Annotated in this window: 23 protein-coding genes, 1 tRNA gene and 1 pseudogene; 21 read left to right on the top strand and 4 right to left on the bottom strand. The window is 41.6% G+C overall.

Annotation, left to right across the window (positions count from 1 at the left end; genetic code table 11):
* Window positions 1–214: 214 nt before the first annotated feature.
* Both A5870_RS17355 and A5870_RS10815 read right to left on the bottom strand, forming a co-directional pair.
* Window positions 215–379, bottom strand: a complete 165-nt coding sequence (locus A5870_RS17355; protein ID WP_170920150.1) for a hypothetical protein — start codon at window positions 377–379, stop codon at window positions 215–217.
* A gap of 214 nt (window positions 380–593) precedes the next feature.
* A complete protein-coding gene (locus A5870_RS10815) occupies window positions 594–938 on the bottom strand; it encodes a DUF4828 domain-containing protein (protein ID WP_077452604.1) in 345 nt (114 codons plus the stop codon).
* A gap of 182 nt (window positions 939–1,120) precedes the next feature.
* Between A5870_RS10815 and sfsA the strand changes: the two genes are divergently transcribed.
* The 11 genes from sfsA (at window position 1,121) to A5870_RS10760 (ending at window position 11,454) form a co-directional block, all read left to right on the top strand.
* The gene (sfsA, locus tag A5870_RS10810; protein ID WP_086292819.1) at window positions 1,121–1,846 is read left to right on the top strand and encodes a DNA/RNA nuclease SfsA; all 726 of its coding nucleotides are present in this window, start codon (window positions 1,121–1,123) and stop codon (window positions 1,844–1,846) included.
* 18 nt (window positions 1,847–1,864) lie between these two features.
* The gene (locus tag A5870_RS10805) at window positions 1,865–2,866 is read left to right on the top strand and encodes a Gfo/Idh/MocA family protein (protein WP_081118755.1); all 1,002 of its coding nucleotides are present in this window, start codon (window positions 1,865–1,867) and stop codon (window positions 2,864–2,866) included.
* Between the two features lie 14 nt (window positions 2,867–2,880).
* Window positions 2,881–4,155, top strand: coding sequence for a DEAD/DEAH box helicase (locus A5870_RS10800; RefSeq protein ID WP_086292817.1), 1,275 nt, complete (start codon window positions 2,881–2,883; stop codon window positions 4,153–4,155).
* A gap of 66 nt (window positions 4,156–4,221) precedes the next feature.
* Window positions 4,222–6,936 carry a sigma 54-interacting transcriptional regulator gene (locus A5870_RS10795; protein WP_005229469.1) on the top strand — a complete coding sequence of 905 codons (2,715 nt, stop codon included), beginning with the start codon at window positions 4,222–4,224 and terminating at the stop codon, window positions 6,934–6,936.
* 134 nt (window positions 6,937–7,070) lie between these two features.
* Window positions 7,071–7,388 carry a PTS sugar transporter subunit IIB gene (locus tag A5870_RS10790; protein ID WP_005229471.1) on the top strand — a complete coding sequence of 106 codons (318 nt, stop codon included), beginning with the start codon at window positions 7,071–7,073 and terminating at the stop codon, window positions 7,386–7,388.
* Between the two features lie 38 nt (window positions 7,389–7,426).
* On the top strand, window positions 7,427–7,744 hold the full coding sequence (locus A5870_RS10785; RefSeq protein ID WP_005229473.1) for a PTS lactose/cellobiose transporter subunit IIA: 318 nt from the start codon (window positions 7,427–7,429) through the stop codon (window positions 7,742–7,744).
* 81 nt (window positions 7,745–7,825) lie between these two features.
* Window positions 7,826–9,262, top strand: a complete 1,437-nt coding sequence (locus A5870_RS10780; RefSeq protein WP_010749334.1) for a PTS sugar transporter subunit IIC — start codon at window positions 7,826–7,828, stop codon at window positions 9,260–9,262.
* A gap of 87 nt (window positions 9,263–9,349) precedes the next feature.
* On the top strand, window positions 9,350–9,571 hold the full coding sequence (locus tag A5870_RS10775; protein WP_081118753.1) for a hypothetical protein: 222 nt from the start codon (window positions 9,350–9,352) through the stop codon (window positions 9,569–9,571).
* A 42-nt stretch (window positions 9,572–9,613) separates the two neighbouring features.
* Entirely contained in the window at window positions 9,614–9,799 is a 186-nt protein-coding gene (locus A5870_RS10770; RefSeq protein ID WP_010749336.1) for a DUF3188 domain-containing protein, read from the top strand.
* Window positions 9,799–10,212 carry a DUF3284 domain-containing protein gene (locus A5870_RS10765; RefSeq protein ID WP_086292815.1) on the top strand — a complete coding sequence of 138 codons (414 nt, stop codon included), beginning with the start codon at window positions 9,799–9,801 and terminating at the stop codon, window positions 10,210–10,212. The genes A5870_RS10770 and A5870_RS10765 overlap by 1 nt, the downstream gene beginning before the upstream one ends.
* A gap of 60 nt (window positions 10,213–10,272) precedes the next feature.
* Complete coding sequence (locus A5870_RS10760) at window positions 10,273–11,454, top strand: GNAT family N-acetyltransferase (RefSeq protein WP_086292813.1); 1,182 nt, start codon at window positions 10,273–10,275, stop codon at window positions 11,452–11,454.
* 76 nt (window positions 11,455–11,530) lie between these two features.
* On the opposite strand, the gene A5870_RS10755 is transcribed toward A5870_RS10760, so the two are convergent.
* Window positions 11,531–11,602, bottom strand: a tRNA-Arg gene (locus A5870_RS10755).
* 69 nt (window positions 11,603–11,671) lie between these two features.
* Between A5870_RS10755 and A5870_RS10750 the strand changes: the two genes are divergently transcribed.
* The 5 genes from A5870_RS10750 (at window position 11,672) to A5870_RS10730 (ending at window position 15,846) form a co-directional block, all read left to right on the top strand.
* Window positions 11,672–12,604 carry a DUF7916 family protein gene (locus A5870_RS10750; RefSeq protein WP_086292811.1) on the top strand — a complete coding sequence of 311 codons (933 nt, stop codon included), beginning with the start codon at window positions 11,672–11,674 and terminating at the stop codon, window positions 12,602–12,604.
* 96 nt (window positions 12,605–12,700) lie between these two features.
* Window positions 12,701–13,396, top strand: coding sequence for a ThuA domain-containing protein (locus A5870_RS10745; RefSeq protein ID WP_086292809.1), 696 nt, complete (start codon window positions 12,701–12,703; stop codon window positions 13,394–13,396).
* Between the two features lie 107 nt (window positions 13,397–13,503).
* Entirely contained in the window at window positions 13,504–14,628 is a 1,125-nt protein-coding gene (locus tag A5870_RS10740) for a baeRF6 domain-containing protein (protein ID WP_086292807.1), read from the top strand.
* Between the two features lie 278 nt (window positions 14,629–14,906).
* On the top strand, window positions 14,907–15,107 hold the full coding sequence (locus A5870_RS10735) for a cold-shock protein (protein ID WP_003126918.1): 201 nt from the start codon (window positions 14,907–14,909) through the stop codon (window positions 15,105–15,107).
* Window positions 15,108–15,213: 106 nt separating this feature from the next.
* A complete protein-coding gene (locus A5870_RS10730; RefSeq protein ID WP_086292805.1) occupies window positions 15,214–15,846 on the top strand; it encodes a YfbR-like 5'-deoxynucleotidase in 633 nt (210 codons plus the stop codon).
* Window positions 15,847–15,944: 98 nt separating this feature from the next.
* Here the strand turns inward: A5870_RS10730 and A5870_RS10725 are convergent, their stop codons facing one another.
* Entirely contained in the window at window positions 15,945–16,715 is a 771-nt protein-coding gene (locus A5870_RS10725) for an SDR family oxidoreductase (protein WP_077452593.1), read from the bottom strand.
* 212 nt (window positions 16,716–16,927) lie between these two features.
* Between A5870_RS10725 and A5870_RS10720 the strand changes: the two genes are divergently transcribed.
* The 5 genes and pseudogenes from A5870_RS10720 to A5870_RS17350 all read left to right on the top strand — a co-directional run.
* A complete protein-coding gene (locus tag A5870_RS10720; protein ID WP_086292803.1) occupies window positions 16,928–19,684 on the top strand; it encodes a helicase C-terminal domain-containing protein in 2,757 nt (918 codons plus the stop codon).
* A gap of 48 nt (window positions 19,685–19,732) precedes the next feature.
* Window positions 19,733–20,233 carry a cell wall elongation regulator TseB-like domain-containing protein gene (locus tag A5870_RS10715; protein ID WP_086292801.1) on the top strand — a complete coding sequence of 167 codons (501 nt, stop codon included), beginning with the start codon at window positions 19,733–19,735 and terminating at the stop codon, window positions 20,231–20,233.
* A 50-nt stretch (window positions 20,234–20,283) separates the two neighbouring features.
* The gene (locus A5870_RS10710) at window positions 20,284–21,477 is read left to right on the top strand and encodes a pyridoxal phosphate-dependent aminotransferase (RefSeq protein WP_086292799.1); all 1,194 of its coding nucleotides are present in this window, start codon (window positions 20,284–20,286) and stop codon (window positions 21,475–21,477) included.
* A 43-nt stretch (window positions 21,478–21,520) separates the two neighbouring features.
* Window positions 21,521–22,819, top strand: a complete 1,299-nt coding sequence (asnS, locus tag A5870_RS10705) for an asparagine--tRNA ligase (RefSeq protein WP_005229504.1) — start codon at window positions 21,521–21,523, stop codon at window positions 22,817–22,819.
* A 179-nt stretch (window positions 22,820–22,998) separates the two neighbouring features.
* Window positions 22,999–23,623: pseudogene (locus tag A5870_RS17350) on the top strand (hypothetical protein); the annotation flags it as partial.

The following is a 23,623-nucleotide window of genomic DNA, read 5'->3' as shown; positions in this document are numbered from 1 at the left end:
GTATCTAAGCAAAAATTTTAACAAAGAGTATCCACCGTTGCAATACTCTAAGAGAAAACTTAGCATTTAATTGCGTAAGACCGATCCCTCAGTAGATAATTTGAGATGCAACGTGACAAAGGTTGTTTACTGTAAATACCAGCAAAAAAACTTGCCTTCCTATATTATATAGAAGGCAAGTTTTTTGAATTGACATAGGGTCAAACTATTTCCCTTAGCGACGATTGGAATGGATTCTCGGGTTTTGGTTTTGGGCTCTGACGGGAACTTTCACCGCCTTCGTTTCTTGTTGCATGGCCAATTTTGCTAAAAAGAATGTCCCAGCTAACAATGCAGCTAAAGCAAAGATGGAAAAGAGTGAAATAAAGGTCGTTAACATAAAAATCCCTTCTTTCTATTTAAAATAAATGTGGAAGGTAGGAATCGAACCTACACCTTAATCTATGAACGATCAAACATCACTCAACGGAACACCTTGTTCAACCACTTGTTAAGTTAATGATAGCATGGATTGCCAAGAAATGCTGATAAAAAGTCTGAGAATTGACCGAAGAAAATGTGAAGAAAACATGAACTTGGCTTTCTCAGCGATCTTAGATGATTTTTGTCAAAGAATAGTGGCAATCTTCTGCTTCATCATATAAAGTAATGACGGAGCCTTTTTGTTCAAGAACTAAATGATAGCCAAATGTGTCCAGTAAAACTAACCGCGTCGGAGTCAATTCAACGATGGAAGCAGTCAAAGGCTTGCCTTCGATGGTCAATGAATAGTCATTGGCTATTTCTAATGTGACATCTTCTTTTGTCTTGGAAGTAAAACGCCAATTACCAATGAAATTCTGGCGATTCTCATTTTTTTGTTTTTCTTTTCGCAGCAGCAAAGAGCTGACCACGCCCGTTGCAAGAGATAAACCAATCAAAATAGACCTTTTCTTCATTTATACACGTCCTATCATTTACGATTCATCAAGTTGCGCCTTGTGGACAGGTATCCACTTATTCGCACTAGAAAATAATTGCCATAAGTATACCATGAGAAGGTAAAAAAGCATGGTACTTTAGTTTGAAGTTTAGAAGTTTTTATCAAAATATGCTATGATTCAAAAGAGCAGGTGAGAAAATGAATTATCCGAATACCCTTTTAGCCACGTTTCTCGTGCGAGACAACCGGTTCATTGCCCGATGTCTCGTTGACGATCAAGAAGTAATCGTCCATGTAAAAAATACCGGACGAGGAAAAGAGCTCTTGCACAAAGGTGCGCTTGTTACCCTGCAATATTGGGACAATCCGAAACGCAAAACCAATTACGACTTGATCTCAGTCAAGAAACAAGACCAATGGATCAATATTGATAGTCAAGTACCGAATCGATTAAGCTATGAAGGCCTCTTGGATGGCACGATCCAGTTGCCGAATATCAAAGGGAGAATCTCGCTTTTGCGAAGGGAAGTTGTCTATGGGACATCAAAATTCGATCTTTATTTTGAAACAGATGAACAAGAAAAAGGCTTTTTAGAAATCAAGGGAATGACCCTTGAAAACAAGCAAGTCGGTGCTTTTCCAGATGCACCAACCATTCGCGGCTTGAAACACGTCAATGAATTGATCCATGCCAAAGAAGCTGGCTATTATGCGGCGATTTTGTTTATGATCCAATTTGAAGCGGTGCAAATCGCCACGATCCATCGACAGATGCAGCCGGATCTGGCCGCTAAAATCGCCGAAGCGCAAAGCAAGGGTGTCGAAGTGTTTGCCTATAATTGCCAAGTAAACCAAGGGATGATCACGGTCAAAGAACCGATCCCTTTTGATTTGAATGTCGTCTTTGACGACCCTAATCTATAGAAGAAAGAAGGAAAAAACATGATTCATTTAGGGATTATCGGCACAAATTGGATCACCGATCAATTTGTACAAGCAGCCCACGAAACCAAACGCTATCAATTGGTTGCTGTATACTCAAGAAAGTTAGCAACGGCACAACGCTTTGGAGAAAAATATGGGGATATCGAGTATGCGACCGATCTGGACACTTTTTTTGGTTTAGCTCATATGGACACGGTCTACATCGCGTCTCCGAATAGTTTGCACTTTGAACAAGCCAAGCAAGGTATTTTAGCAGGAAAAAATGTCATTGTGGAGAAGCCAGCCTTTTCAACGCCTGAGGAAATGGCGGAGATCATCGAATTGGCAAATCAGCAACAGGTTTTATTCTTTGAAGCAGCTCGCAACATCCATGAAGCAAGTTTTTCTACTGTAGCCGAATTCTTACCGACACGCGGTGCCATTCTTGGGGCAAACTTTTCTTATATGAAATATTCGTCTCGTTATGACGCTGTACTAGCTGGGGAGGAACCAAATATTTTTTCTCCACATTTTTCTGGCGGTGCCTTAGCGGATTTGGGCGTCTACCCGATTTATGCGGCGGTCGCTTGGTTTGGTAAACCGCAAGATGTTCATTATTTTGCCCGTAAATTACCGACTGGTGTAGATGGTATCGGGACTGCAGTGTTGCGCTATGCTGACTTTGATGTCACGATCCAAACAGGCAAAATCGCTGATTCAGAGTTGCGTTCAGAAATCTATTTTGAGGACGGTACATTAGACCTAAATGCCGTCAATGCCATCGAAGAAGCCGCATTTTATGAGCGAAAAACAAAACAAACCCAGGCATTAGCAGTAAGTGCCTTAGAAAACCCGATGATTGAAGAAGCACAAGATTTTGCAGACATCATCGAAAACAAAAATGATCCCCAACAAGGACAACGCTATGAGGAATGGGTAGAACTTGCCCGCAGTGTCAATGAAACCGTTGCTCTCATGCGTAAACAAGCAGGCATCGTTTTTGATGCAGATAAAAAATAAGGAATGGAACATTTATGACAGTATTTGAATTGACACAACTGCCAGACATCTGGCAGGAAAAATGGCAAGCGGCAGGGTATCACGCACCGTCCTTGATCCAAGAAAAAACCTTTGGTCCTTTAAAAGATGGCGAGTCTGTCATTGGGGTCTCACCGACCGGTTCTGGTAAAACATTGGCATACCTTTTGCCACTGTTAACAAAGGTCGAAGCAAAGAAAGGCAATCAGCTGTTGATTTTGACTTCTTCACAAGAATTAGCGATGCAAGTCACAGAAGTAGCACGAGAATGGGCTCAAGCCATTGGACTGACCGTTCTGCCACTTATTGGCGGCGCGAGCACGAAACGACAAGTGGAAAAATTAAAAGACAAACCTGAGGTCTTGATCGGTACCCCAGGCCGTGTGTTAGAATTGATCAAAGCAAAAAAAATCAAGACCCAGCAGTTGCAATCGTTGGTATTAGATGAGGTTGACCAATTATTGAAAGAAGGGGCCTTCACGCTAGCTGCCAAAATCAATCAAACATTGCCAAAACAAATCCAGCGTAGCTTCTTTTCAGCAACCGCTAACGAAGTAATTGATGAGATTCGACTATTGGTGACAAAAGAGCCACTGATCATTGATGTTACCCAAGAAGATCAGAGCAAAGGCGTGATCCATCACTACTATTTGAATTATCCGCAACGACGAATTGTGGATGCTTTAAGACGCTTTGCTCATTTACCAAACTTTCAAGCCTTGGTTTTCTTCAATGAATTAAGCGCAATGGGGAATGCGGAAGAAAAACTACTGTTTCATGGCTTACCGGTGGCATCATTAGCATCTGATCAAAACAAACTTGCCCGAAAAGGCGCACTGGAGAGCTTCCGTCAAGGAAAACTAGTAGAATTATTGACGACTGATGTCGCTTCTCGTGGCTTAGATGTCGTGGATCTGCCTTACGTGATCAATACAGAAGTCCCTTTAGAAAAAGAATCCTATTTACACCGGGCAGGACGCGTTGGGAGAATGGGCAAAGAAGGAACCGTCGTCACGATCGTTCAAGACCATTCCTTGAAGGATTTGAAAAAAATCACGAATCAATTGTCCATAGAGCTTAAAGAAGTCTTTTTACACGGCGGGCAGTTACACACAGAAGCACCTGTCATCGAAAAGGAAAGCAAGAAAGAAACCAAAACAGCAAGTGTGCAGAAAATTTCCAAGAAAACGCCTGAAAAATTACACACTCCTGTTAAAAAGACCAAGAAAAAGACGAAAAAGCAAAAAGACAAAGGAAAAAGACGCCATTGAGCGTCTTTTTGTGTTACCATTAACGTTGTTTATCGTTAGTGTGTAAAAAAATGAGGGGGCTATTGAATGAATTCGCGAAAAGAAGAGATTTTTCAAACGATTGAACTGCATAAGCAAGGGTTGACCGCAGTTGATGTCGCTAAAATCTTACAAATCGATCGCAGCAATGCAAGCCGTTATCTCAGTGAGCTTTATAAAGAAAAGAAAATCGGCAAACGTTCCGGCCGTCCGGTCGTTTATGAGCCATTAGAAGAAACGGTGCATGTGGATGTTTCCTCTGAAGTGAGTTTTGAAAGTCTTGTTGGGGTTCAAGCTTCTTTAAAAGTAAGTATCCAGCAAGCCAAAGCAGCAATTTTATATCCGCCTAGAGGACTTCATACCATCATTTTTGGAGAGACAGGTACGGGTAAATCATTATTTGCTGAATGTATGTATCACTTTGCGGTTGAATCAAATATGTTAGAAAAAGATGCTCCTTTCGTGTCCTTTAATTGTGCGGATTATGCACAAAATCCGCAACTGTTGTTTGGTCACATCTTTGGCATTAAAAAAGGCGCCTACACTGGTGCGGCAGAAGATAGTCCAGGGTTGATAGCAAAAGCCGATGGCGGCATCCTGTTCTTAGATGAGATCCATCGACTGCCGCCAGAAGGCCAAGAAATGCTCTTCACCTTCATTGATAAAGGGATCTACCGTCCTTTAGGGGAAAGTAATCAAGTTCATGAAGCCGCCGTGCAGATCATCGGTGCCACCACGGAATCATCAGAAACCTTTTTAACGACCTTCAATCGGCGAATTCCCATGGCTATTACTTTGCCAAATGTGGAAAGTCGTTCCTTAGATGAACGGTATGAAATCATTTCGTTGTTTATCAAGCAAGAGGCGACCCGTCTGAACCAACGAATCGATGTCGAACGAGATGCGATATTGGCCTTTATGCTCTATGATGCAGAAGGCAACATTGGTCAAATCAAGCGCGACCTTAAACTCGTCTGTGCCAAAGCATTTTTGCATTATCGAACCTATGGAAAAAAACACTTGCTGATTCGAAAAGGCGACTGCTCCTTGCAAGTTCAAAAAGGCTTGCTGAAGATCAAAGAAATGTCGGAACGCTTGGATCGGTTTTTGGATGGCAAAGGCGACTTTCTAAGTTTTGAACCTGGCGACCCAGATGTCGTCTGGTCTCGTGATCCACAACGGAATATGCAAGTGTATAACGAGATCGAAGAAAAAGTCAGCTCGCTGATTGAAACGGGCGTAGCCAATGTCGATCTGGAAAATTTGATCTCTAAAGATGTCGATGCGTACTTTGAAAAGTATGTCGAAGAATTGATCCAAAATCCCGTTCATAAAGAACTGATTCCAGAAGACATTTGGAAACTGACAAATGTTCTTTATGATCTAGCTGGGCAAAGATTGTCTCGAACCTATAGTGAAAAAGCCCGCTTTGCCTTTGCACTGCATCTGCAAAGTACACTGGAACGTGTCAAAGAAGGACATATGATCGTTCATCCAGATTTAAATACAGTCAGAAAAAACTTGAAATCCGAGTTCCAGGTGGCAATGGATCTATCGACCATTATCGAAGAAGAACGCCATGTCGAGATCCCCTTCGATGAGATCGGCTTTATCAGTATGTTTTTAGCGATTCAAGTCAAACAACCCTCGCAACTGCCCCTTGAAAAAGTCGAGATCATTGTCTTGATGCACGGCAAGGCGACTGCCAGCAGTATGTTGGAAACGGCACAAGAGCTGCTTGAAACCGACCACGGCAAAGCGATGAATATGTCTTTAGATATGGAAGTCGGTCAAATGTATGAGCAGCTATTGAACTATGTCACTGACAATAAGGAAAAGATGAGCAACGGCTTATTGCTTTTAACTGATATGGGTTCCCTCAATTCATTTGCGAATTTGATTTCCGAAGAGACCGGAATTCGTACGAAAGCCATCTCGATGGTCAGTACGATGATCGTCTTAGAGGCTTTGCGAATGGCGGAAAGTGGCCGAAGTTTAGAAGACATTTATCAAAACATTCAGCGTTCTTTTGAAACCATCGTGCAAGAACAGTTCCGCACAGTTCGCGAAGCGAAGGGGAATAAAAAGGCAGTCATCGTCACTTGCTTTACTGGAGAAGGTGTCGCTGCCAAACTTTATCAACGAATTTATCCCGTCGTCGATCAATCAAAAGTCGAGATCATTCAAATGCAATTTATTGAAAAAGAAACCTTCAAAAAACATATTGATGGCTTGCTAGAAGAATATGAGATCAAAGCCATTGCGGGCACCGTCGAGATCGATTATCAAAATATCCCGTTCTTTTCCGCCTATGATGTCTTTGATGACAATCGGTTGAATGTACTGAAGCGGATCGTTTCAGATGAAGTGCCGATCGAAAAAATCGTACGTTCATTAGAAAATACCTTAACGCATGTGGGGTCCGTCTATCATCTGATCGAAAGTCTGCAGCGAATCGTTCATCAAATTCAAAATCAATTGCATGTGATTGTTGAACCTACCGTTGATGCGGGCTTAGTGATTCATTTAGCCTTTCTAGTGGAAAGTTTATTGAAGAAGGAACATTCCCGTACCTTCCCCAATTTGGCGGCCTTCCAAAAACGCTATCGTATCGAAACAGATGTGTTGCGAACTCATTTATTGCAGATAGAGAAAAACTATCAAATCAAAATCTCTGAAGATGAGATCGCCTATTTAACACAAATGTTCTTAGAAAATGAAATAAAAAGTTATGATGAATCCGCACACAATATTAGTGTGTAATGAAAAATCCGTGAGTGTGCAAAAGAAAAATTGGTTCAGACCATTGATATATAAAGGTCTGGACTTATTTTTTTTTGGCACGCTTTTTGCTTTATAGTAAAGTGTAACTTACAACAGAAAGGAGCAGATACGCGATGGCGAAAAAAACGATTATGCTAGTTTGTTCAGCAGGAATGAGTACCAGTCTATTGGTGACAAAAATGCAAAAAGCAGCCGAAGCTAAAGGAATGGAAGCAGATATCTTTGCTGTTTCAGCTTCAGAAGCCGACCAACATTTGGAGTCAAAACCAGTCGATGTTCTATTGTTAGGACCACAAGTACGTTTCATGAAATCACAATTTGAACAAAAATTAGCACCAAAAGGCATTCCTTTGGACGTGATCAACATGGCAGACTATGGTATGATGAACGGCGAAAAAGTATTGCAACAAGCAGAAACATTAATGAACTAAGATTTTTTAGGATCGAAGTGTAAGGAGGATTTTTAAAGATGGATGAGCAAAATTTGGAAGCCATTATGGGATTGATCATGTATGGTGGTAATGCAAAAAGTGACGCAATGGAAGCAATCGCGGCAGCAAAAGAAGGGGACTTCGAATTAGCTGACCAAAAAATCAAAGATGCTGAAGCATCTCTTGTGGAAGCGCATCATTCGCAAACAGGATTGTTGACACAAGAAGCGCAAGGCAATCATATGACTGTGACATTGTTGACTGTACATTCACAAGATCACCTAATGACGTCAATCGCATTTACCGATTTAGCGAAAGAAATCATTGATGTCTATCGACGTCTAAATAACGAATAATCTTTGAACGGATAGAAGTAGTTATTGTCGATGAATCAAAAAATCTTCTTTGACGAATAGAACTTATAGGAGGAATTAAGAATGGATGGATTAACAAGTTGGATGGAGAAGTACATTCTCCCTGTAGCTGCAAAAATTGGAGCCCAGAAGCACTTAGTTGCATTACGTGATGCCTTTATTGGAACAATGCCTGCTACTATGGCTGGTTCGATCGCAGTAATGATCAACGCAATCATTCGTGACTTACCACCGCAATTTTGGCCGAGTTATGATGCCAGTACCATTCCAGTTATTCGTGAAATTATTAGTATCAATGGCTTCGTATGGAATGGTACATTGGCTGTTGCTGGTTTAGTATTTGCCTTTTCTTGGGGATATAATCTGGCTCGTGCTTATCGAGTGAATGATCTCGCAGGTGGGATCGTTGGAGTAGCGACACTGATTCAAGGAATTGCTTTTTCATACAGCACTTCTGTGGCGACAGCTGTTCCAACAGCTTTGATGGATGAAATCAATGCTGGGTCAGCAACTTCCGGATGGTCTGCAACAGCAGATGCAATTACAGCAGGTGGATGGGGTTGGTTGAAACTCGATCATCTAAACGGAAACGCTTATTTTACCGTAATGATCATGGGGGCTATTTCAGTTATTATTTTCTGTAAATTGATGTTAGCTGATATTACTATCAAAATGCCTGATTCAGTACCGCCAGCAGTATCGAAAGCGTTCGCTGCGATTTTGCCGGCAACAATTGCCTTATATGTCATTGCTATTATTAACTTTATTGTCGGTAAACTGACTGATGGACAATTAATTATTGATCTTGTCCAAAAATATATTGCAGAACCATTCCTAGGCTTGTCTCAAGGGCTTGGTGCAGTACTGATCGTAACTGTTTTTGTTCAAATTTTCTGGTTCTTCGGAATCCATGGTCCAAACGTACTAGCTCCAGTTTTAGAAGGTATTTGGGGACAAGCGCAGTTGATCAATATCGATATTTTCCAAAAAGGATATGAAGGACAAACCGGTACAAACGCGGTTCTTGCCGCAATCGAAGATGGCAAGGCATATATGTGGGTACGCGGATCCTTTGACTCATTTGCTTGGTTTGGCGGTTCAGGCGGTACAATTGTATTGCTGATTGCTATTTTGATCCTATCAAAACGTGCGGATTATCTAACTGTTGCAAAATTGTCAATCGGACCTGGTGTGTTTAATATTAATGAGCCGGTAATGTTCGGTCTGCCAATCGTATTGAATGCGATCATGTTTATTCCGTTCATTATTGCTCCGCTAGTAGCCACTTCAATCGGTTGGTTAGCAACGTACTTTGGTTTAGTAGCACCTGTTTCACAACAAGTAACGTGGGTCGTTCCACCAATGTTGCTATCATTCTTGGCAACAGGAGCTGACTGGCGTGCCCCAATCGTAACGTTGGTATGTATGGTCGTTACATTCTTCATTTGGGCGCCATTCGTTATTTCAGCAAATAAAATTGATCCAAAACTAGGCGAATAGACCTGTAGATTGTGAGGAACTGCTATGGCTTCGCTTGAAGTAAAGCAGTTCCTCCTTTTATTATTGATTATTTAGGAGGAAAAGAATATGATTTCAATAGCAAGTGCAATGCAGCAAGATGCCATCAAAGAATTACTTGAAGGATATAACGAAGATGGAATGTCTTTTACATTCAAAGAAAAACAAGGAATTAAACTTATTTTTACTACGACAGCTTCCGATTCAGAAGCGGCGGCAAAAAAAGCAAAAGAATTGATCAAAGCACAGCCTTGGGGTTCTGTTTTATACTTTCAAGCAGTTAGTGTTTGAGTAGGTTCTCTGTGGATCAACGAATAGATAGGATGATTGAAAATGATAAAAAACGGCTTGTTTATATGTAGTATCGGTCTACTCGTAGTCCTATACAGTATGAATCCAAGTAATCAGCAGTTAGATATATTCAGTTTTACAACAGGTATTTTCTTGCTTATTTCTGGCAGTCTTCTGTTCATGAAAGGAAAGAAGAAAGCCGAAGAGTCAGATAGGAGGAAGTCTTAATGAGAATTGAAAAAGATTTATCGATTCCAGCAAATGTCTTTTACGATCAAATTATGGATTCTGTTATCTTTGACATACGAAAAGCAACTGGAAAAACACTTTCTAGAAAGCAACTGGCAGGATTTCAATATGTAAAGGAATTTTCTACTACGAGTCGTGCGAAGATCGAAATCGAAGAAATCATTGAAAATCAAGTTTATCAATTCAAAACAGAAACGACAAAAAATGAATTTGTCGCTCGCTATGAAGTAACGCCACTTGATGGAAAGAGTAGCAAAGTCATTTATACGGAAACCATGAAATCACATGGCTTCATGCAGCAATTAAATGACATGCTCTTAGGCACGATTCTAGGATATTTCAAACGCAAGCAGTTTAAAAAAATGTTGAGTATGATGGAAGAAGCATATTAAGGGGTCGACTGACGCCTTTTTTGCGTTTCTTGCGTGTTTTTAAGTAGAGGAGATGAAGGAATGACAGATGTCAAAAAAATGACCGAATTTGGTTCGCAAGAAGTACTGGACTTGGTTTCTTATGCCTTTCAGTGGGAATTGAATGAAACAAATATCAAGCGCTATCGCAAGCTTGCGGAGAATTCATGGAATTATGGTTCCTACGACGAGGATGGAAAACTAGCGAGCCAAATCATGGCAACGATTTTTGATGTGAATTTTCATGGAACGACCTATCCAATGGCAGGGATCGGTTTTGTGGCTTCGTATCCAGAGTATCGCAGCCAAGGTCGGATCGATCGGATCATGAAACAAATCATTAAAGATTGCTATGAACAAAAAATCGTTCTTTCCTATCTGGCACCTTTCTCCTTTGCGTTTTATCGTAGATATGGGTATGAGTACACTTTTGAACGGACGGTTTATGAAGTCGATGCGCATCAATGGCCCGATGGCAAGAAAGTGAATGGAACGATTCAACGCATGAATTGGGAGGAAGCACAGCCGATCATTCACGAGATTTATCATCAATTGCCGCGCCATCAAAAAGGCGGGCTGATTCGCCAACCCTGGTGGGAAGAAATCAAGTTTGTTTTGCGCCGACCGTATACGTTTGCGATTTATCGCAATGAAGCAGGGGTCCCTGAAGGCTACTTGATTTACTTTATCGATGGGGGACGTTTCGATATTCAAGAGTGGGGCTATTTGACCGCTGATGCGTATCAAGGATTTAATCGGTTTATCGTCTCTCATGCAGATTCAGTAGCACAGATTAACTATCGACCAGGGTTTGATGGGGAAGTCCTACAAGCAAACGCGGCCAAACCATTGGCTCACTACCAAGTGCGCCCGGACATGATGGCGCGCGTCATCGATGTGGAAGGGTTTCTAAAAAGTTATCCATTCACATTGAAAAAAGCCGGCGGTTTTGCCATAGAAATTCAAGGGGATGAATATGCCCCATGGAATAATGGCTGTTATGAAGTGACAATCGAAAACGCTCAGCATCAGGTCACGAAAACGACGGCTACCAAGCTGCCAAAAGCAACCTTGTCGATTCAGCGTTTTGTGCAGCTGTTCATGCAGGCACAATCCCTCGACTCTTTGGTCTTTTTCCAGCAAATGGAAACGGAGAAGGAAGCTGCAGTGATGATTCAGGAAAACTTACCAGACGGAAAGCCGATTCTGGAAGATTATTTCTAAGCCAATCGACACAGACGCATTCACTTTCTAACAAAAAAAGATTCCTTAAAAATAAGGAATCTTTTTCTTCAAAAAACGTTCCCTGCCGGAATCGAACCAGCAACTAATCCTTAGGAGGGACTTGTTATATCCATTTAACTAAGGGAACACAATAGCTATATTTTACCTGTTATTCGTGTTTCTCGCAAGATGAGAAGGAAAAGAAAGGAAGAAAAACATGGTCAAACGATTGATAAGTGCAAACTATAGTGAAATCAAAGAAATGTCGGCGCAAGAATTAAAGCAATCCATTAAAGCGAGCGAAGGACGAGTGATCGTCTGTGAAACGGTGGTTCAAACCATACCGCAAGCTGGCGATATCACCAACGCAGAAGTCGCGGCAGCTTTTGGGGCTGACTTGATTTTGTTGAATGGCTTTGATTGTTATCGTCCAGCTATTTTTGGGATGCCTGGTATCACATTGGAGCAGCTGCTTGATCCTACACAACCGATTGAAAACCCGATTCCTCAACTAAAACAACTGATTGGACGACCTGTCGGCATCAATCTTGAGCCGATCCCAGCTACGACGGAGATGATGAGTGAAAAGATCAGCATCAGTCAAGGCCGAACAAGTTCGGTTGACACCATCAAAAAAGCCCAAGAACTCGGGGTGGACTTTCTCTGCTTTACAGGCAATCCTGGAACAGGTGTGACCAACCGAGAAATCGCTAAAGCAGTAAAATTGGCAAAAGAACATTTCTCTGGGTTGATCATCGCTGGAAAAATGCACAGTGCCGGCTCAGATGAACCTGTGGTTGATCGAGAAGCCATCATTTCTTACGCTGAAGCTGGGGCAGATATTTTGTTACTGCCTTCCGTTGGCTCGATTCAAGGCTTTCTAGAAAAGGATCTGCTTGAAGCTGTTCAAATTGCCAAACAATATGACTTATTGACGATGTCAGCGATCGGAACGAGTCAAGAGAGTGCGCGTCCGGAAACGTTGCGACAATTAGCCATTATCAACAAAACTTGTGGGGTCGACCTGCAGCATATCGGTGATGCCGGTTATGGCGGCATGGCACCGACTGAAAATATTTTTGAAACATCGGTTGCAATTAGAGGTATGCGCCATACGATCAATCGTGTCGGGCGTTCAATCAACCGTTAAATCAGAAAAAATTACTAGTGAAGGAAAACGAAGAATCGTTTTGCTTCGCTTTTTGCTTTTTTTTCGCTAAGTTAGAAAGAAAGGAGGGAACACAAAATGAAACAAGCATTGATCATTTATGGAGGTTGGGAAGGACACGCCCCAAAAGAGACCAGTCAGTTTTACCAAACGTTGCTGGAGTCAGAAGGATATCAGGTGACACTCGCCTCAGATTTTGAACCTCTCTATCATAAAGAAGAATTAAAAAGGCTGGATCTGTTGATCATGAATTGGACGCGAGGAGAATTGCCTGATGAGCCGCTGCAAAATGTCACTCAGGCTGTAGCAGAAGGATTAGGATTAGCAGGAGTTCATGGCGGCTTTGCTTCGGCTTTTCAAGCCAGTAAAGGCTGGTTGTTTCTGACTGGTGGCTGTTTTTTGGCACATCCTGGTGGCTTGGAAACGACCTATAGCATCGACCTTACGACAGATCACTATATTACGGCAAATACGCAATCGATCCCTCAGTTGACGACGGAGCAATACTATTGCCTGGTTGATCCAGCCGTCACTGTGTTAGCTACCTCAACATTTGCCGCTAAAGATCATCCGAATGCAGCTAACCAAGAAGTCATACTGCCAATGATGTGGATCAAAAAATGGGGCAAGGGCAGAGTCTTTTTCCAATCCGTTGGACACAGTCTAAAAGAGCTGAAAGAGCCGACCATTCAGACTTGGACCAAACGAGGCTTTCTATGGGCCACCAGAAATACATTGGCTGATCCGCTGAAAAATAGCCAGTATAGTGAGTAATCAGAAAAACGAATGAGGAAATAAACGCGTGCAATCGTTTTACTTTATGGAAGAAAATAAGCATGGTACACTTTATTTGTATTTGATTAAGCAGGAGGTAATGTGGAATGGGAAAATTTGGAAAAAGTTTTTTATCGCAGGTAATATCTGACGGAATCAAAGGACCATTTGTCACGATCATGCTCAATACGCATGTCGGCCACCAGAATGTCGAAAAGGATCAAATCAAATTTAAGAACTTTGCCAAAGATGCGAAGCGCCGCTTTGAAAAAAAATACCCAGAACATTCTTGGGATCTTTTTCAAACGAAAATTGATGAACTGCTTGCAGATCAATCATTTTGGCGCAACAGTACAACGAGTGTGGCGGTGATTATCACCCCAGAAGATGTACTAGTTCATCGGTTAAGTATTCGTGTGGATGATCAATATTACGTAGGGGAAACTCCTTATGTATTAGCTGTCATCAAAAACGCACAATTTAATTACCCATTTTATCTCTTAGCGTTGAATCGCGATTCAATGCAAGTCTATCAAGTTGAAAACAATCAAGTGCGTGAAGTCGAGTTGCCAGAAGAGGCACCGACAACGATCGAAAAAGCGCTGGGGGAAGAAATCACTGGCGGCGGCAACTTTAATTACAGTGCCCAAGGTGGCCCTAACTCAGGAGGAGAAGGCGTCGCTTATCATGGCTTTAGTGCCAAAGACGAAGAGGTCGAGATCGATCACGTCAACTACTACCAAGCAGTTGATGCATTTTTCAAAAATGATTTTTCAAACGAAGAGCATTTACCAATGTATCTTTTTGCGTTGCCAGAAAATCAAACGCTGTTTAAAAAAGTGGCAAAAACCAACTTTTTCAAAGCAGATCCAAGTATTTCTTCTTCACCAGCGTCGTTATCTTTGAAAGAGATCCAAACGTGTACGCAAAAGCTGATTGCGGAGTTGACACAAAAAGAAGTTGAGGAATACGGCAAGCTGTTGGATCGAAAATTTATTGACCAATTGGTTGATATCGTGCCTGCAGCCAAAGAAGGCCGCATCGCCAATTTGTTTGTGGCTACCTCAAATCTCGCCGATGGTTTTGGAGAAGATCCTGATACAGAGTACGATCGTCGCCAAGTGTTAAATACGCTGGCAATCGATGTTTTAGAAAACGGCGGCGAGGTATCTATTTTGGAACAAAAAGATGCCCCAGGAGAAAAAAGTTTGACGGCGATTTTGCGTTACTAAACGCAGTTGCGACATTCGTAAATAAATCGTTTCCAAAAAAGAAAAGACTGTTGCAGATCTTTAGTGCAGCAGTCTTTTTGCGAATCATAAAAAAATAAAGGCGTTTTCATTTTTTTTGATTTTCTATTAGTCATAATGAAGATAATGTGCTATAATACAAAGTGTAGTTTTTGTTACGGTAAATTATGGTAGCTTGTTTCATCTTAAACATCTTCCACATTTTCACCTTATACAAGTAATTGCAAAATATGTGTATAAACACAAGGAGGATTTTTATTATGGAAACAGGTACAGTGAAATGGTTTAACTCAGACAAAGGTTTTGGATTCATCACTGCAGAAAACGGTAACGATGTATTCGTTCATTTCTCAGCTATCCAAGGCGAAGGCTTCAAAACTTTAGAAGAAGGTCAAGCAGTGACTTTCGATATCGAAGACGGACAACGTGGCCCTCAAGCGACTAACGTTAACAAAGCGTAATTTGTGAATGCCTTTTAAGAGCAGCTTAGCTGCTCTTTTTTTGTGCGCGAGATATTTGCTTGCAGACAAAGGAGTTGTTATACTCTTAAAAAAAGGAGGCACATTTATGGGATTGAATGAATTTATTCTCGGATTGGCTAATTTAGAAAAGATCCAACGAGCGCCGGGTTTTTTTAAGTTTACTGAGCACAGTGTAGCTGCTCATTCATTTCGAGTAACGATGATTGCCCAGACCTTAGCCGATATCGAAGAACAAGCGGGAAATCAAGTCAACTGGCAAATTCTTTATGAAAAAGCCTTGAACCATGATTACACGGAACGTTTCATCGGTGATATCAAAACGCCGGTCAAATATGCGAACAAAGAATTGCGGGCAATGTTATCAACCGTTGAAGAAAAAATGACCGATGCCTTCATCGAAGAAGAAATTCCAGGAAGCTTTCAAGCAACGTATCGCAGACGCCTAGCGGATGGCAAAGACAACAGCCTTGAAGGGCAGCTATTAGCAATTGCGGATAAGATCGATCTTTTGTATGAATCTTTTGAAGAGATCTCAAAGAGCAACCCAGATAAAGTATACAAAGAAATGTTTCGAGAGGCCGTTTTAACCGTCAAAGAGTTTCAGCATCGTCCGTGTGTCACTTATTTCTTTGAAGCCATTTTTCCAGAGTTACTAAATGCAGATTTTTATGGCAAGACTGCCTTTTTAGAAGAAATCGCGGCTTTGGTGGAAAAATAACCAAAACGAAAAAACGAAAAATCAAGAAATGATTCATCTCAAGGGCTTCAATGAAACAAGTGAGGGGATCAGGTTTGATTTTTCGTTTTTTTGTTGGATTAAAGTAAAGATTCCGCTCCATCAATATAGACTTCCGTTCCAGAAATATTGCCCGCAGCCTCTGAAGAAAGAAAAAGCACAAGGTTGGCGACTTGTTCTGGCACGCCTGTTTCTTGCTTTAATGGTCGAGAACGTTCTGGATATTTGACGGGGATCTCAACGCGAGCAACTTCTTCTTCAATTTCTGTGTTGGCATCGATATTCGTTGCGATCGCCCCAGGACAGATAGCATTGACCCGAATATTATAACCGGAAAGTTCCAGCGCAGCCATTTTTGTAAAGGCAACTTGTCCTGCCTTAGACGTACTATAAGCTGTCGCACCAAAATTGCTAAAGATGCGGTTTCCATTGACTGAACTCGTAATGACAATGCTGCCACCGTTTGTTTTCATAAAGGGAATGGCCGCTTTGACGGTAATAAAGGTACTGCGTAAATTTGTGTTGATCGTCTGATCCCATTCTGCCACCGTCAGCTCTTCGATCGGTGTCCAGGTACCGTTGATGCCGGCATTGACATGGAGTACATCAAGTCCCCCTAGTTCTTCCACAAGGCCACTCATTGCTTCTTGCAGCTTATCCGCTTCGGTGACGTCAACCGCTCGATAATGGGCTTGTGCGTCATAGTCAGCAAGAAACTCCTGCAGCTCTTTCTCATTGCGATCAATCAACCCAACAAGTGCGCCCTGGGCTAGAAATTGTTCTGCCACTGCTTTTCCAATTCCTGAAGCAGCACCCGTTACAATCACTCGTTTGTTTTTGAAATCATTCATTTTTTTCGCCTCCTTATAGTAAATTATAAAAAAGATCCCTTTTTTTGTCGAAAAAAGCGATCAGTGACCAGCAAAAAACTCTTTCAGATGGGACACGCGAACGGTTAGCTTTCTAGTTTTACCTCCTGAGAACCCTTGTATCTAGTGGGAAAACAGATGTAATCGCCATTGATTTTGTAGTATAATGCAGACAGTGTGCAAGGAGGAATACAATGAAACCCATATACGCTGTGGTGGATCTTGAAACAACAGGAACCGATTCGACGGTTGATCGAATTATTCAATTTGGCTGTGTCCTAGTCCAAGATGGCAAGATCATCAATCGTTTTGCCGCAGATATCAACCCTGACCGCAGAATTTCTAAGCAAATTCAACGATTGACACACATCACAAACCAACAAGTAAGCAAAGCGCCATATTTCGAAGACGTAGCTGATACGATCTATAACTTACTCAGCAACACGATTTTTGTGGCGCATAATATTTATTTTGATTATCATTTTTTAAGCAATGAATTTGTGCGTTGCGGGCTGCCACCTTTATCACTTCCCGGAATTGATACGGTGGAATTGGCGCAAGTGTTTTTACCAACAGAAAGCAGCTTTCGTTTAGGTGACCTAGCAGACAGCATTGGCTTTCGTCATGATAACCCGCATCAAGCAGATAGTGATGCAGAAGTGACCGCAGCTTTATTTTTGTATATCGAAGCGATCATGCGAGAACTGCCACGGACGACCCTTAAACAAATTGCGCTTTTAAGCGGTCAAATGGGTATGCAAACGAGTGACTATATCCATGGGATCTTAAAAGAAAAAGGCCCAGAGTTGGCAGAAGATTTCGAAGTGATCGACGGTATCGTCTTGCGGAAAAAGACCGTCCCACTTTTTGAAGCTACGCATTTTCAAGAAACGTATCCGAAAGTTAAAACGGAAAAAGAACAGCGCTTTGGGCAGCACTTAGTCTATCGGAAACAACAAGCACGCTTGATGAATGCAGTGTATACGCATTACACCCAGCCAGAGAAAAATCTGATCATTGAAGCAGAAACAGGCATGGGGAAAACCATCGGTTACTTGTTTCCAGCCGCCTATCTAGTGACACCAGAAAATCCATTGATCGTTAGTACCTCATCAATTCTATTGCAAAATCAAATCATCAACAAAGACATTCCTTTGGTAAACCAAGTACTGCAGCAACCTTTGCAAGCGGTCTTGGTCAAAAGCCATCGTCATTACATTGATTTGCAGCGTTTTAAAGCGACCCTTGATCAACCGGTAGAGCAAAAGCAATATGCGCAATACCAAATGGGGATCTTAGTTTGGCTAACTAAAACAGAAACGGGGGATTTCGATGAATTGAACTTGGTTCGACTTGATCATCCCTTATTTACCGACATCCGCCATCGCGGCGTTGCCTTTTTAGCCAAAGATCAACCCTTCTATGAACAAGATTTTGTCCGACATTTATATCAGCGGATGGCGCAAAGCAATGTTTTGATCGTCAACCATGCCTTTTTGATGCAGGAAAACCGGCGAGTGCAGCCGCTTTTGCCAGCGAGTGATTACTTATTGATCGATGAAGCCCAACAGTTGCCGCAGCAAGCAGAAGGCTTTAGTCAACATGTCTTTGACTCTGCGCACTTCAAGCGACAGTTTTTACAGCTAAATGAAGAAGGACTATTTGAAGAAATTGCCCAAATCATTACCGAGGATGATTTTTTACAACGGATGTTCTCGTTGTATCGAAACGCGTTGTCGATCTTGGTCGAAACACAAGAGCAGTATTTTCGCACCTTATCGATCGATGCGCCAGAGTTGCAAGTCGTGCACCATGACGACCTCTATGATGGCACGTTAGCACAAGACAAGCTGCATCAGAAATTGAGCCTTTACTATCAAGAAATCAATGAGATCCAACAACAGTTACGTCAGCGATTCGAGTTGACCAATGATCGGTGGTATGCAAGACAACGAATCGTGATTGCTCGTTTGTTTGATTTCTTTGGTCAAATGGAAACCCAGGAACAAACGGTGACCGCATGGTTGACTTGGTGGCATCCTCGTTACGTTCATTGGTTAAAAAAGCATCCCCAGTCAGGAAATGCTGTGATTGAGTTAGCTGATCTAGAAGGGCATTCGATCGTGGAAAGCACGTGGTATCACCGCTATCAGCACATCATTTATCTAGGGGGAACATTGAAGATCCCAGGCAACAAAGAATATTTTGCCCATCAGATCGGCTTGATCGATGTGCCAGTCAAAACGATTCCCGCTTTTTATGACTACAGCAAACAAACTCGACTCTATGTAGTTAAAAAAGGTCTCTCGATCCAACAAGCATCAGCTGCCGAATACGCGGATTATTTAGTCGAAGCGTTAGTCCCAATTTTGTTTGACAATGCTCAACCAGCGCTTGTGTTGTTTACGGCGCATGAAACTTTGAAAAATGTCTATGATCGATTGAATAAAAAAGCCCTGCATTATGGCAGAGAAATCGTTGCTCAAGGAACTGGCGGAACCCGTGAGAAAATCTTAAAGAAATTTTTATTAGCGGAAAATGGCATCTTATTAGGGACTAGCAGTTTTTGGGAAGGGGTCGACCTACCAGGTCAGGCCTTGAAGATCGCTGTGGTGACTCGCTTGCCTTTTGAGAATCCTAAGCAACCAATGGTCCAAGCACGGCATGCCTTCTTGGAAGCAGAAGGCATCGATTCTTTCAAAGAAGATGCCTTACCTAAAGCGATTCTACGGCTACGCCAAGCGTTGGGGCGCTTGATCCGTTCTGAAGAGGATACAGGCGTGATGGTCGTCCTTGATCGACGCTTGTTATCAACAAAGTATGGCAAACGGATGGTCAAAGGTCTACCCAAAAACTTGCCTCTGATTGAAGCTAGCCCAACCGAAATTGCCGAAGATATTCAACATTTTTTTGCGCAAGAGGAAAAAGCGGCGGTTGATTTTGAAAAATGAGTCAAACATCTGATATAATGAGTTTTATTTAAGATTGGAGTACGAAGTGTGAAAACAAAAGACAAAGAACATCGGCGAGTGATTATTTTGCTGAGTGCGATCACGGTTTTACTGATCGTTATTCTCTTCGCTTCTATTTTCTATCTCCGTTCTTCTCGTCCAATGCGACAAGCAAGAAACGAAGCGATCGAAATAGCAGAAAGATACACTGATTTAGCAGAGGTCGAACAATTCTATTGGTTCACCCGTGAGGAGACATCTTTTAGCATTGTTGGAAAAGATACGAATAACAATGAGATCGTCGTGATCATTCCTAAAAGCGGCGAAAAGGTTTCCGTTTATAATCAAGGGGATGGATTGACGGAAGCACAGGCCAAGGCCTTCGTTCGCGACAACCATCAAGGGCAGCAAATCCAAAAAGCAGCATTGGGTATTTTTAAAGGCGAGCCCGCTTGGGAAGTCATGACCAAAGACGACCAAGGTCGCTTGAACTATTATTTGATTGGTTTCAAAGATGGAGAAGAAATCAAAGCGGTCACTGAACTATAGAAAGCCGCTTATGATAGACAGAAATTTGGATCGTAGGAAGGATGATAAACATGGTACTTTCAAAAAGAGCAGAAAAATTAGAACCCTCCGCTACGTTAGCGGCATCTGCTAAGGCAAAAGGATTAGCAGACCAAGGTGTAGACGTATTAAGTCTAACCGTCGGTGAGCCCGACTTTATTACCCCGAAGAACATTCGCCAAGCAGCGATTGCAGCGATTGAGAGCGGCAAAGCTAGTTTTTACACAGCAACTGCTGGGATTCCAGAGCTAAAACAGGCGATTCTTGCTTATATGAAAGAGTTTTATGGTGCTGACTATGATTCAAACCAAGTGATCGTGACAGATGGTGCGAAATTTGCCCTTTATACACTGTTTCAAGCGCTTCTTGATGAAGAGGATGAAGTACTTATTCCAGTTCCTTACTGGGTCAGTTATGCGGAACAAGTCCGTTTAGCAGAAGGTACACCTGTATTTGTTGAAGCCAAACAAGCAGCAGATTTTAAAGTTTCTGTTGCTCAATTAGAAGCCGCTCGTACAGAACAAACGAAAGCCATTATTTTAAACTCGCCTGCCAACCCAACAGGGGCGATATACTCAAAAGAAGAATTAACGGCAATCGGAAACTGGGCAGTGGAAAACAATATTTGGATCATTGCCGATGATATCTATGGTCGTTTGGTTTATAACGGCAATACCTTTACATCAATCGCTAGCTTATCAGAAGAGATCCGCAAACAAACCATCGTGATCAACGGCGTTTCTAAAACCTATTCTATGACTGGGTGGCGGATTGGATTTGCTGTCGGCGATGCAAAAATCATCAAAGCGATGGTCGATATCGCTTCCCAAGCTACCAGCAACCCGCCGGCTGCTAGCCAATACGCAGCAGTTGAGGCACTGACTGGTAATCAAGAATCGATCGAAGTGATGCGTCAGGCCTTTGAAGAACGCTTGAATAAACTATATCCGTTAATTGCCGCTATTCCTGGTTTTAAAGTGACGAAACCCCAAGGCGCGTTTTACTTGTTCCCAAATGTCAAAGAAGCCATGACAATGTGCGGCTATCAAACCATTGATGCCTTCGTAGAAGCTTTACTAATGGAAGCCCACGTGGCAGTAGTGACTGGTGCTGGTTTTGGCACACCGGATTATTTACGGATCAGCTATGCAACTGACTGGGACACGTTAGCAGAAGCTACCAAACGAATCCATGATTTTGTTGAAAAGAAACGCCAAAAAGCTTAAAATGCTCTATGGTGCCTTTATTAATTAGATAGGAGAGAATCAAGTGGAATCTATTCAAATTTTAGATGCAAAAAAACACGTTGGCGAAACCGTTCAAATCGGAGCATGGGTTGCTAACAAACGCTCTAGTGGGAAGATCGCCTTCTTACAACTTCGCGACGGAACAGCGTATTTCCAAGGAATCGTTGTAAAAAGTGAAGTAGGGGAAGAAGTTTTCCAATTAGCGAAAAATCTAAATCAGGAAACTGCCGTACTGGTCACTGGGGAAATCAGAGAAGACAGCCGCTCAAAATTTGGCTATGAAATTGGCATTTCTGGTTTAGAAGTTGTCGGTGAAAGCCACGATTACCCAATTACACCAAAAGAACACGGAACAGATTTCTTGATGGACCATCGTCACTTATGGTTGCGTTCGTCAAAACAACATGCCATCATGCAAATCCGAAACGAAATCATTCGGGCAACGTATGAATTCTTCAACAAGAATGGCTTTATCAAAATCGATCCACCGATCCTAACCGGATCAGCACCAGAAGGAACGACCGATTTATTTGAAACCAACTATTTCGATCAAAAAGCATATTTGTCTCAGTCCGGTCAATTGTACATGGAGGCTGCTGCTATGGCGTTTGGCAAAGTCTTTTCTTTTGGACCAACTTTCCGTGCCGAAAAATCAAAGACACGTCGTCACTTGATTGAATTTTGGATGATTGAACCAGAAATGGCCTTTATGCACCAGGAAGAAAGCTTGGAAGTCCAAGAGCAGTACGTGGCATTCTTAGTGCAAAATGTGCTCGATAACTGTGACTATGCACTAGACGTCTTAGGTCGTGACCGTGAAGTCTTGAAAAAATACACCAAATTACCATTCCCACGAATCTCTTACGATGATGCAGTGGCATTATTACAAAAGAACGGCTTTGATGATATTCAATGGGGCGATGACTTTGGCTCACCACATGAGACCTTTATTGCCAATTCATTCGATCAGCCCGTCTTTATCTTAAACTATCCAAAAGCCATCAAACCTTTCTATATGAAGCCACATCCAACGAGAGAAGATGTCGTGATCTGTGCCGATATGATCGCACCAGAAGGCTATGGCGAGATCATAGGCGGTTCTGAACGTGCCATCGATCATGAATACCTGCTAGAACAAATCCGCGCCCACGGCTTGGACGAAAACGAATATTCATGGTATTTAGACTTACGCAAGTACGGCTCAGTTCCTCACACCGGCTTTGGTCTTGGATTAGAACGGACCGTTACCTGGTTATCAGGAATCGAGCACGTAAGAGAATCCATTCCGTTTCCACGGTTGTTGAATCGGATTTATCCTTAAAGTTGACATAAGCTAGTACTAAAAAAATGGTGCTAGCTTTTTTAGTTTGAAAAAATACTGTGCCTTTTAGGTTGAAATTCCCACATTATAGCTATATATTTATATGGGTTATACGATAAGAATCAATTTTAGAAACAAAATAATAATAGAGGTAAAAAGAAAATGTGAGGAGTTTTTAAATGCTGAGTTTTTTAAAAAAATATCCATTATATATACAAATGTTTTTGATTTTATTTGCCAGTTTCATTTTAATTTTTCCGCAGTTATATCTGCGAGGAGTTATTATTGGTTCTGACGCTATCTTTCATTATAATCGCTTTTATGATGTAAGTGAGCAAATAAAAAATGGAAATTATCAATACTTTATATCAATGTATGGGTTTCAACAATCCGGACGAATCATCAACGCTTTGTATGGTCCACTATTTGCATATTTCCAAGGAATTATTGTAATAATTTCAAAATCGTGGTTTCAATATCAAATAATATCCAACTTTATACTTTATATTATTTCCGGTTTCTCCATGCTGATTTTCTTGAAAAAAATTAAAGTAAATGGTTGGATTTCTGCTGGATTCAGTATATTTTTTATGACTACTTATCCAATTCAATATTGGATAGATCAACAAGGTCTTTCAGCTTGGCCAGCTGCAATTCTTCCGCTGTGTATGATACCATTGATAAAATTAATTGAAGAAAAAAAACTAAGTGTTATAGGAACCTCAGTGGCAATTAGTGCTATGTTTCAAGTCCATGTTTTATCGACAATCTTCTTAGTAATGGTTTATTTCTTCTTCTTTATAT

It is taken from the genome of Enterococcus sp. 2G9_DIV0600 (genome assembly GCF_002140615.1).
Lineage (GTDB): Bacteria > Bacillota > Bacilli > Lactobacillales > Enterococcaceae > Enterococcus_D > Enterococcus_D innesii.
This window is presented reverse-complemented; position numbering and strand designations above follow the sequence as displayed.

Excerpts from the sequence above, each read along its gene's own strand:
- A5870_RS17355 (WP_170920150.1), bottom strand. The coding sequence starts at position 379 with ATGTTAACGACCTTTATTTCACTCTTTTCCATCTTTGCTTTAGCTGCA.
- A5870_RS10815 (WP_077452604.1), bottom strand. The coding sequence starts at position 938 with ATGAAGAAAAGGTCTATTTTGATTGGTTTATCTCTTGCAACGGGCGTG.
- sfsA (WP_086292819.1), top strand. The coding sequence starts at position 1,121 with ATGAATTATCCGAATACCCTTTTAGCCACGTTTCTCGTGCGAGACAAC.
- A5870_RS10805 (WP_081118755.1), top strand. The coding sequence starts at position 1,865 with ATGATTCATTTAGGGATTATCGGCACAAATTGGATCACCGATCAATTT.
- A5870_RS10800 (WP_086292817.1), top strand. The coding sequence starts at position 2,881 with ATGACAGTATTTGAATTGACACAACTGCCAGACATCTGGCAGGAAAAA.
- A5870_RS10795 (WP_005229469.1), top strand. The coding sequence starts at position 4,222 with ATGAATTCGCGAAAAGAAGAGATTTTTCAAACGATTGAACTGCATAAG.
- A5870_RS10790 (WP_005229471.1), top strand. The coding sequence starts at position 7,071 with ATGGCGAAAAAAACGATTATGCTAGTTTGTTCAGCAGGAATGAGTACC.
- A5870_RS10785 (WP_005229473.1), top strand. The coding sequence starts at position 7,427 with ATGGATGAGCAAAATTTGGAAGCCATTATGGGATTGATCATGTATGGT.
- A5870_RS10780 (WP_010749334.1), top strand. The coding sequence starts at position 7,826 with ATGGATGGATTAACAAGTTGGATGGAGAAGTACATTCTCCCTGTAGCT.
- A5870_RS10775 (WP_081118753.1), top strand. The coding sequence starts at position 9,350 with ATGATTTCAATAGCAAGTGCAATGCAGCAAGATGCCATCAAAGAATTA.
- A5870_RS10770 (WP_010749336.1), top strand. The coding sequence starts at position 9,614 with ATGATAAAAAACGGCTTGTTTATATGTAGTATCGGTCTACTCGTAGTC.
- A5870_RS10765 (WP_086292815.1), top strand. The coding sequence starts at position 9,799 with ATGAGAATTGAAAAAGATTTATCGATTCCAGCAAATGTCTTTTACGAT.
- A5870_RS10760 (WP_086292813.1), top strand. The coding sequence starts at position 10,273 with ATGACAGATGTCAAAAAAATGACCGAATTTGGTTCGCAAGAAGTACTG.
- A5870_RS10750 (WP_086292811.1), top strand. The coding sequence starts at position 11,672 with ATGGTCAAACGATTGATAAGTGCAAACTATAGTGAAATCAAAGAAATG.
- A5870_RS10745 (WP_086292809.1), top strand. The coding sequence starts at position 12,701 with ATGAAACAAGCATTGATCATTTATGGAGGTTGGGAAGGACACGCCCCA.
- A5870_RS10740 (WP_086292807.1), top strand. The coding sequence starts at position 13,504 with ATGGGAAAATTTGGAAAAAGTTTTTTATCGCAGGTAATATCTGACGGA.
- A5870_RS10735 (WP_003126918.1), top strand. The coding sequence starts at position 14,907 with ATGGAAACAGGTACAGTGAAATGGTTTAACTCAGACAAAGGTTTTGGA.
- A5870_RS10730 (WP_086292805.1), top strand. The coding sequence starts at position 15,214 with ATGGGATTGAATGAATTTATTCTCGGATTGGCTAATTTAGAAAAGATC.
- A5870_RS10725 (WP_077452593.1), bottom strand. The coding sequence starts at position 16,715 with ATGAATGATTTCAAAAACAAACGAGTGATTGTAACGGGTGCTGCTTCA.
- A5870_RS10720 (WP_086292803.1), top strand. The coding sequence starts at position 16,928 with ATGAAACCCATATACGCTGTGGTGGATCTTGAAACAACAGGAACCGAT.
- A5870_RS10710 (WP_086292799.1), top strand. The coding sequence starts at position 20,284 with ATGGTACTTTCAAAAAGAGCAGAAAAATTAGAACCCTCCGCTACGTTA.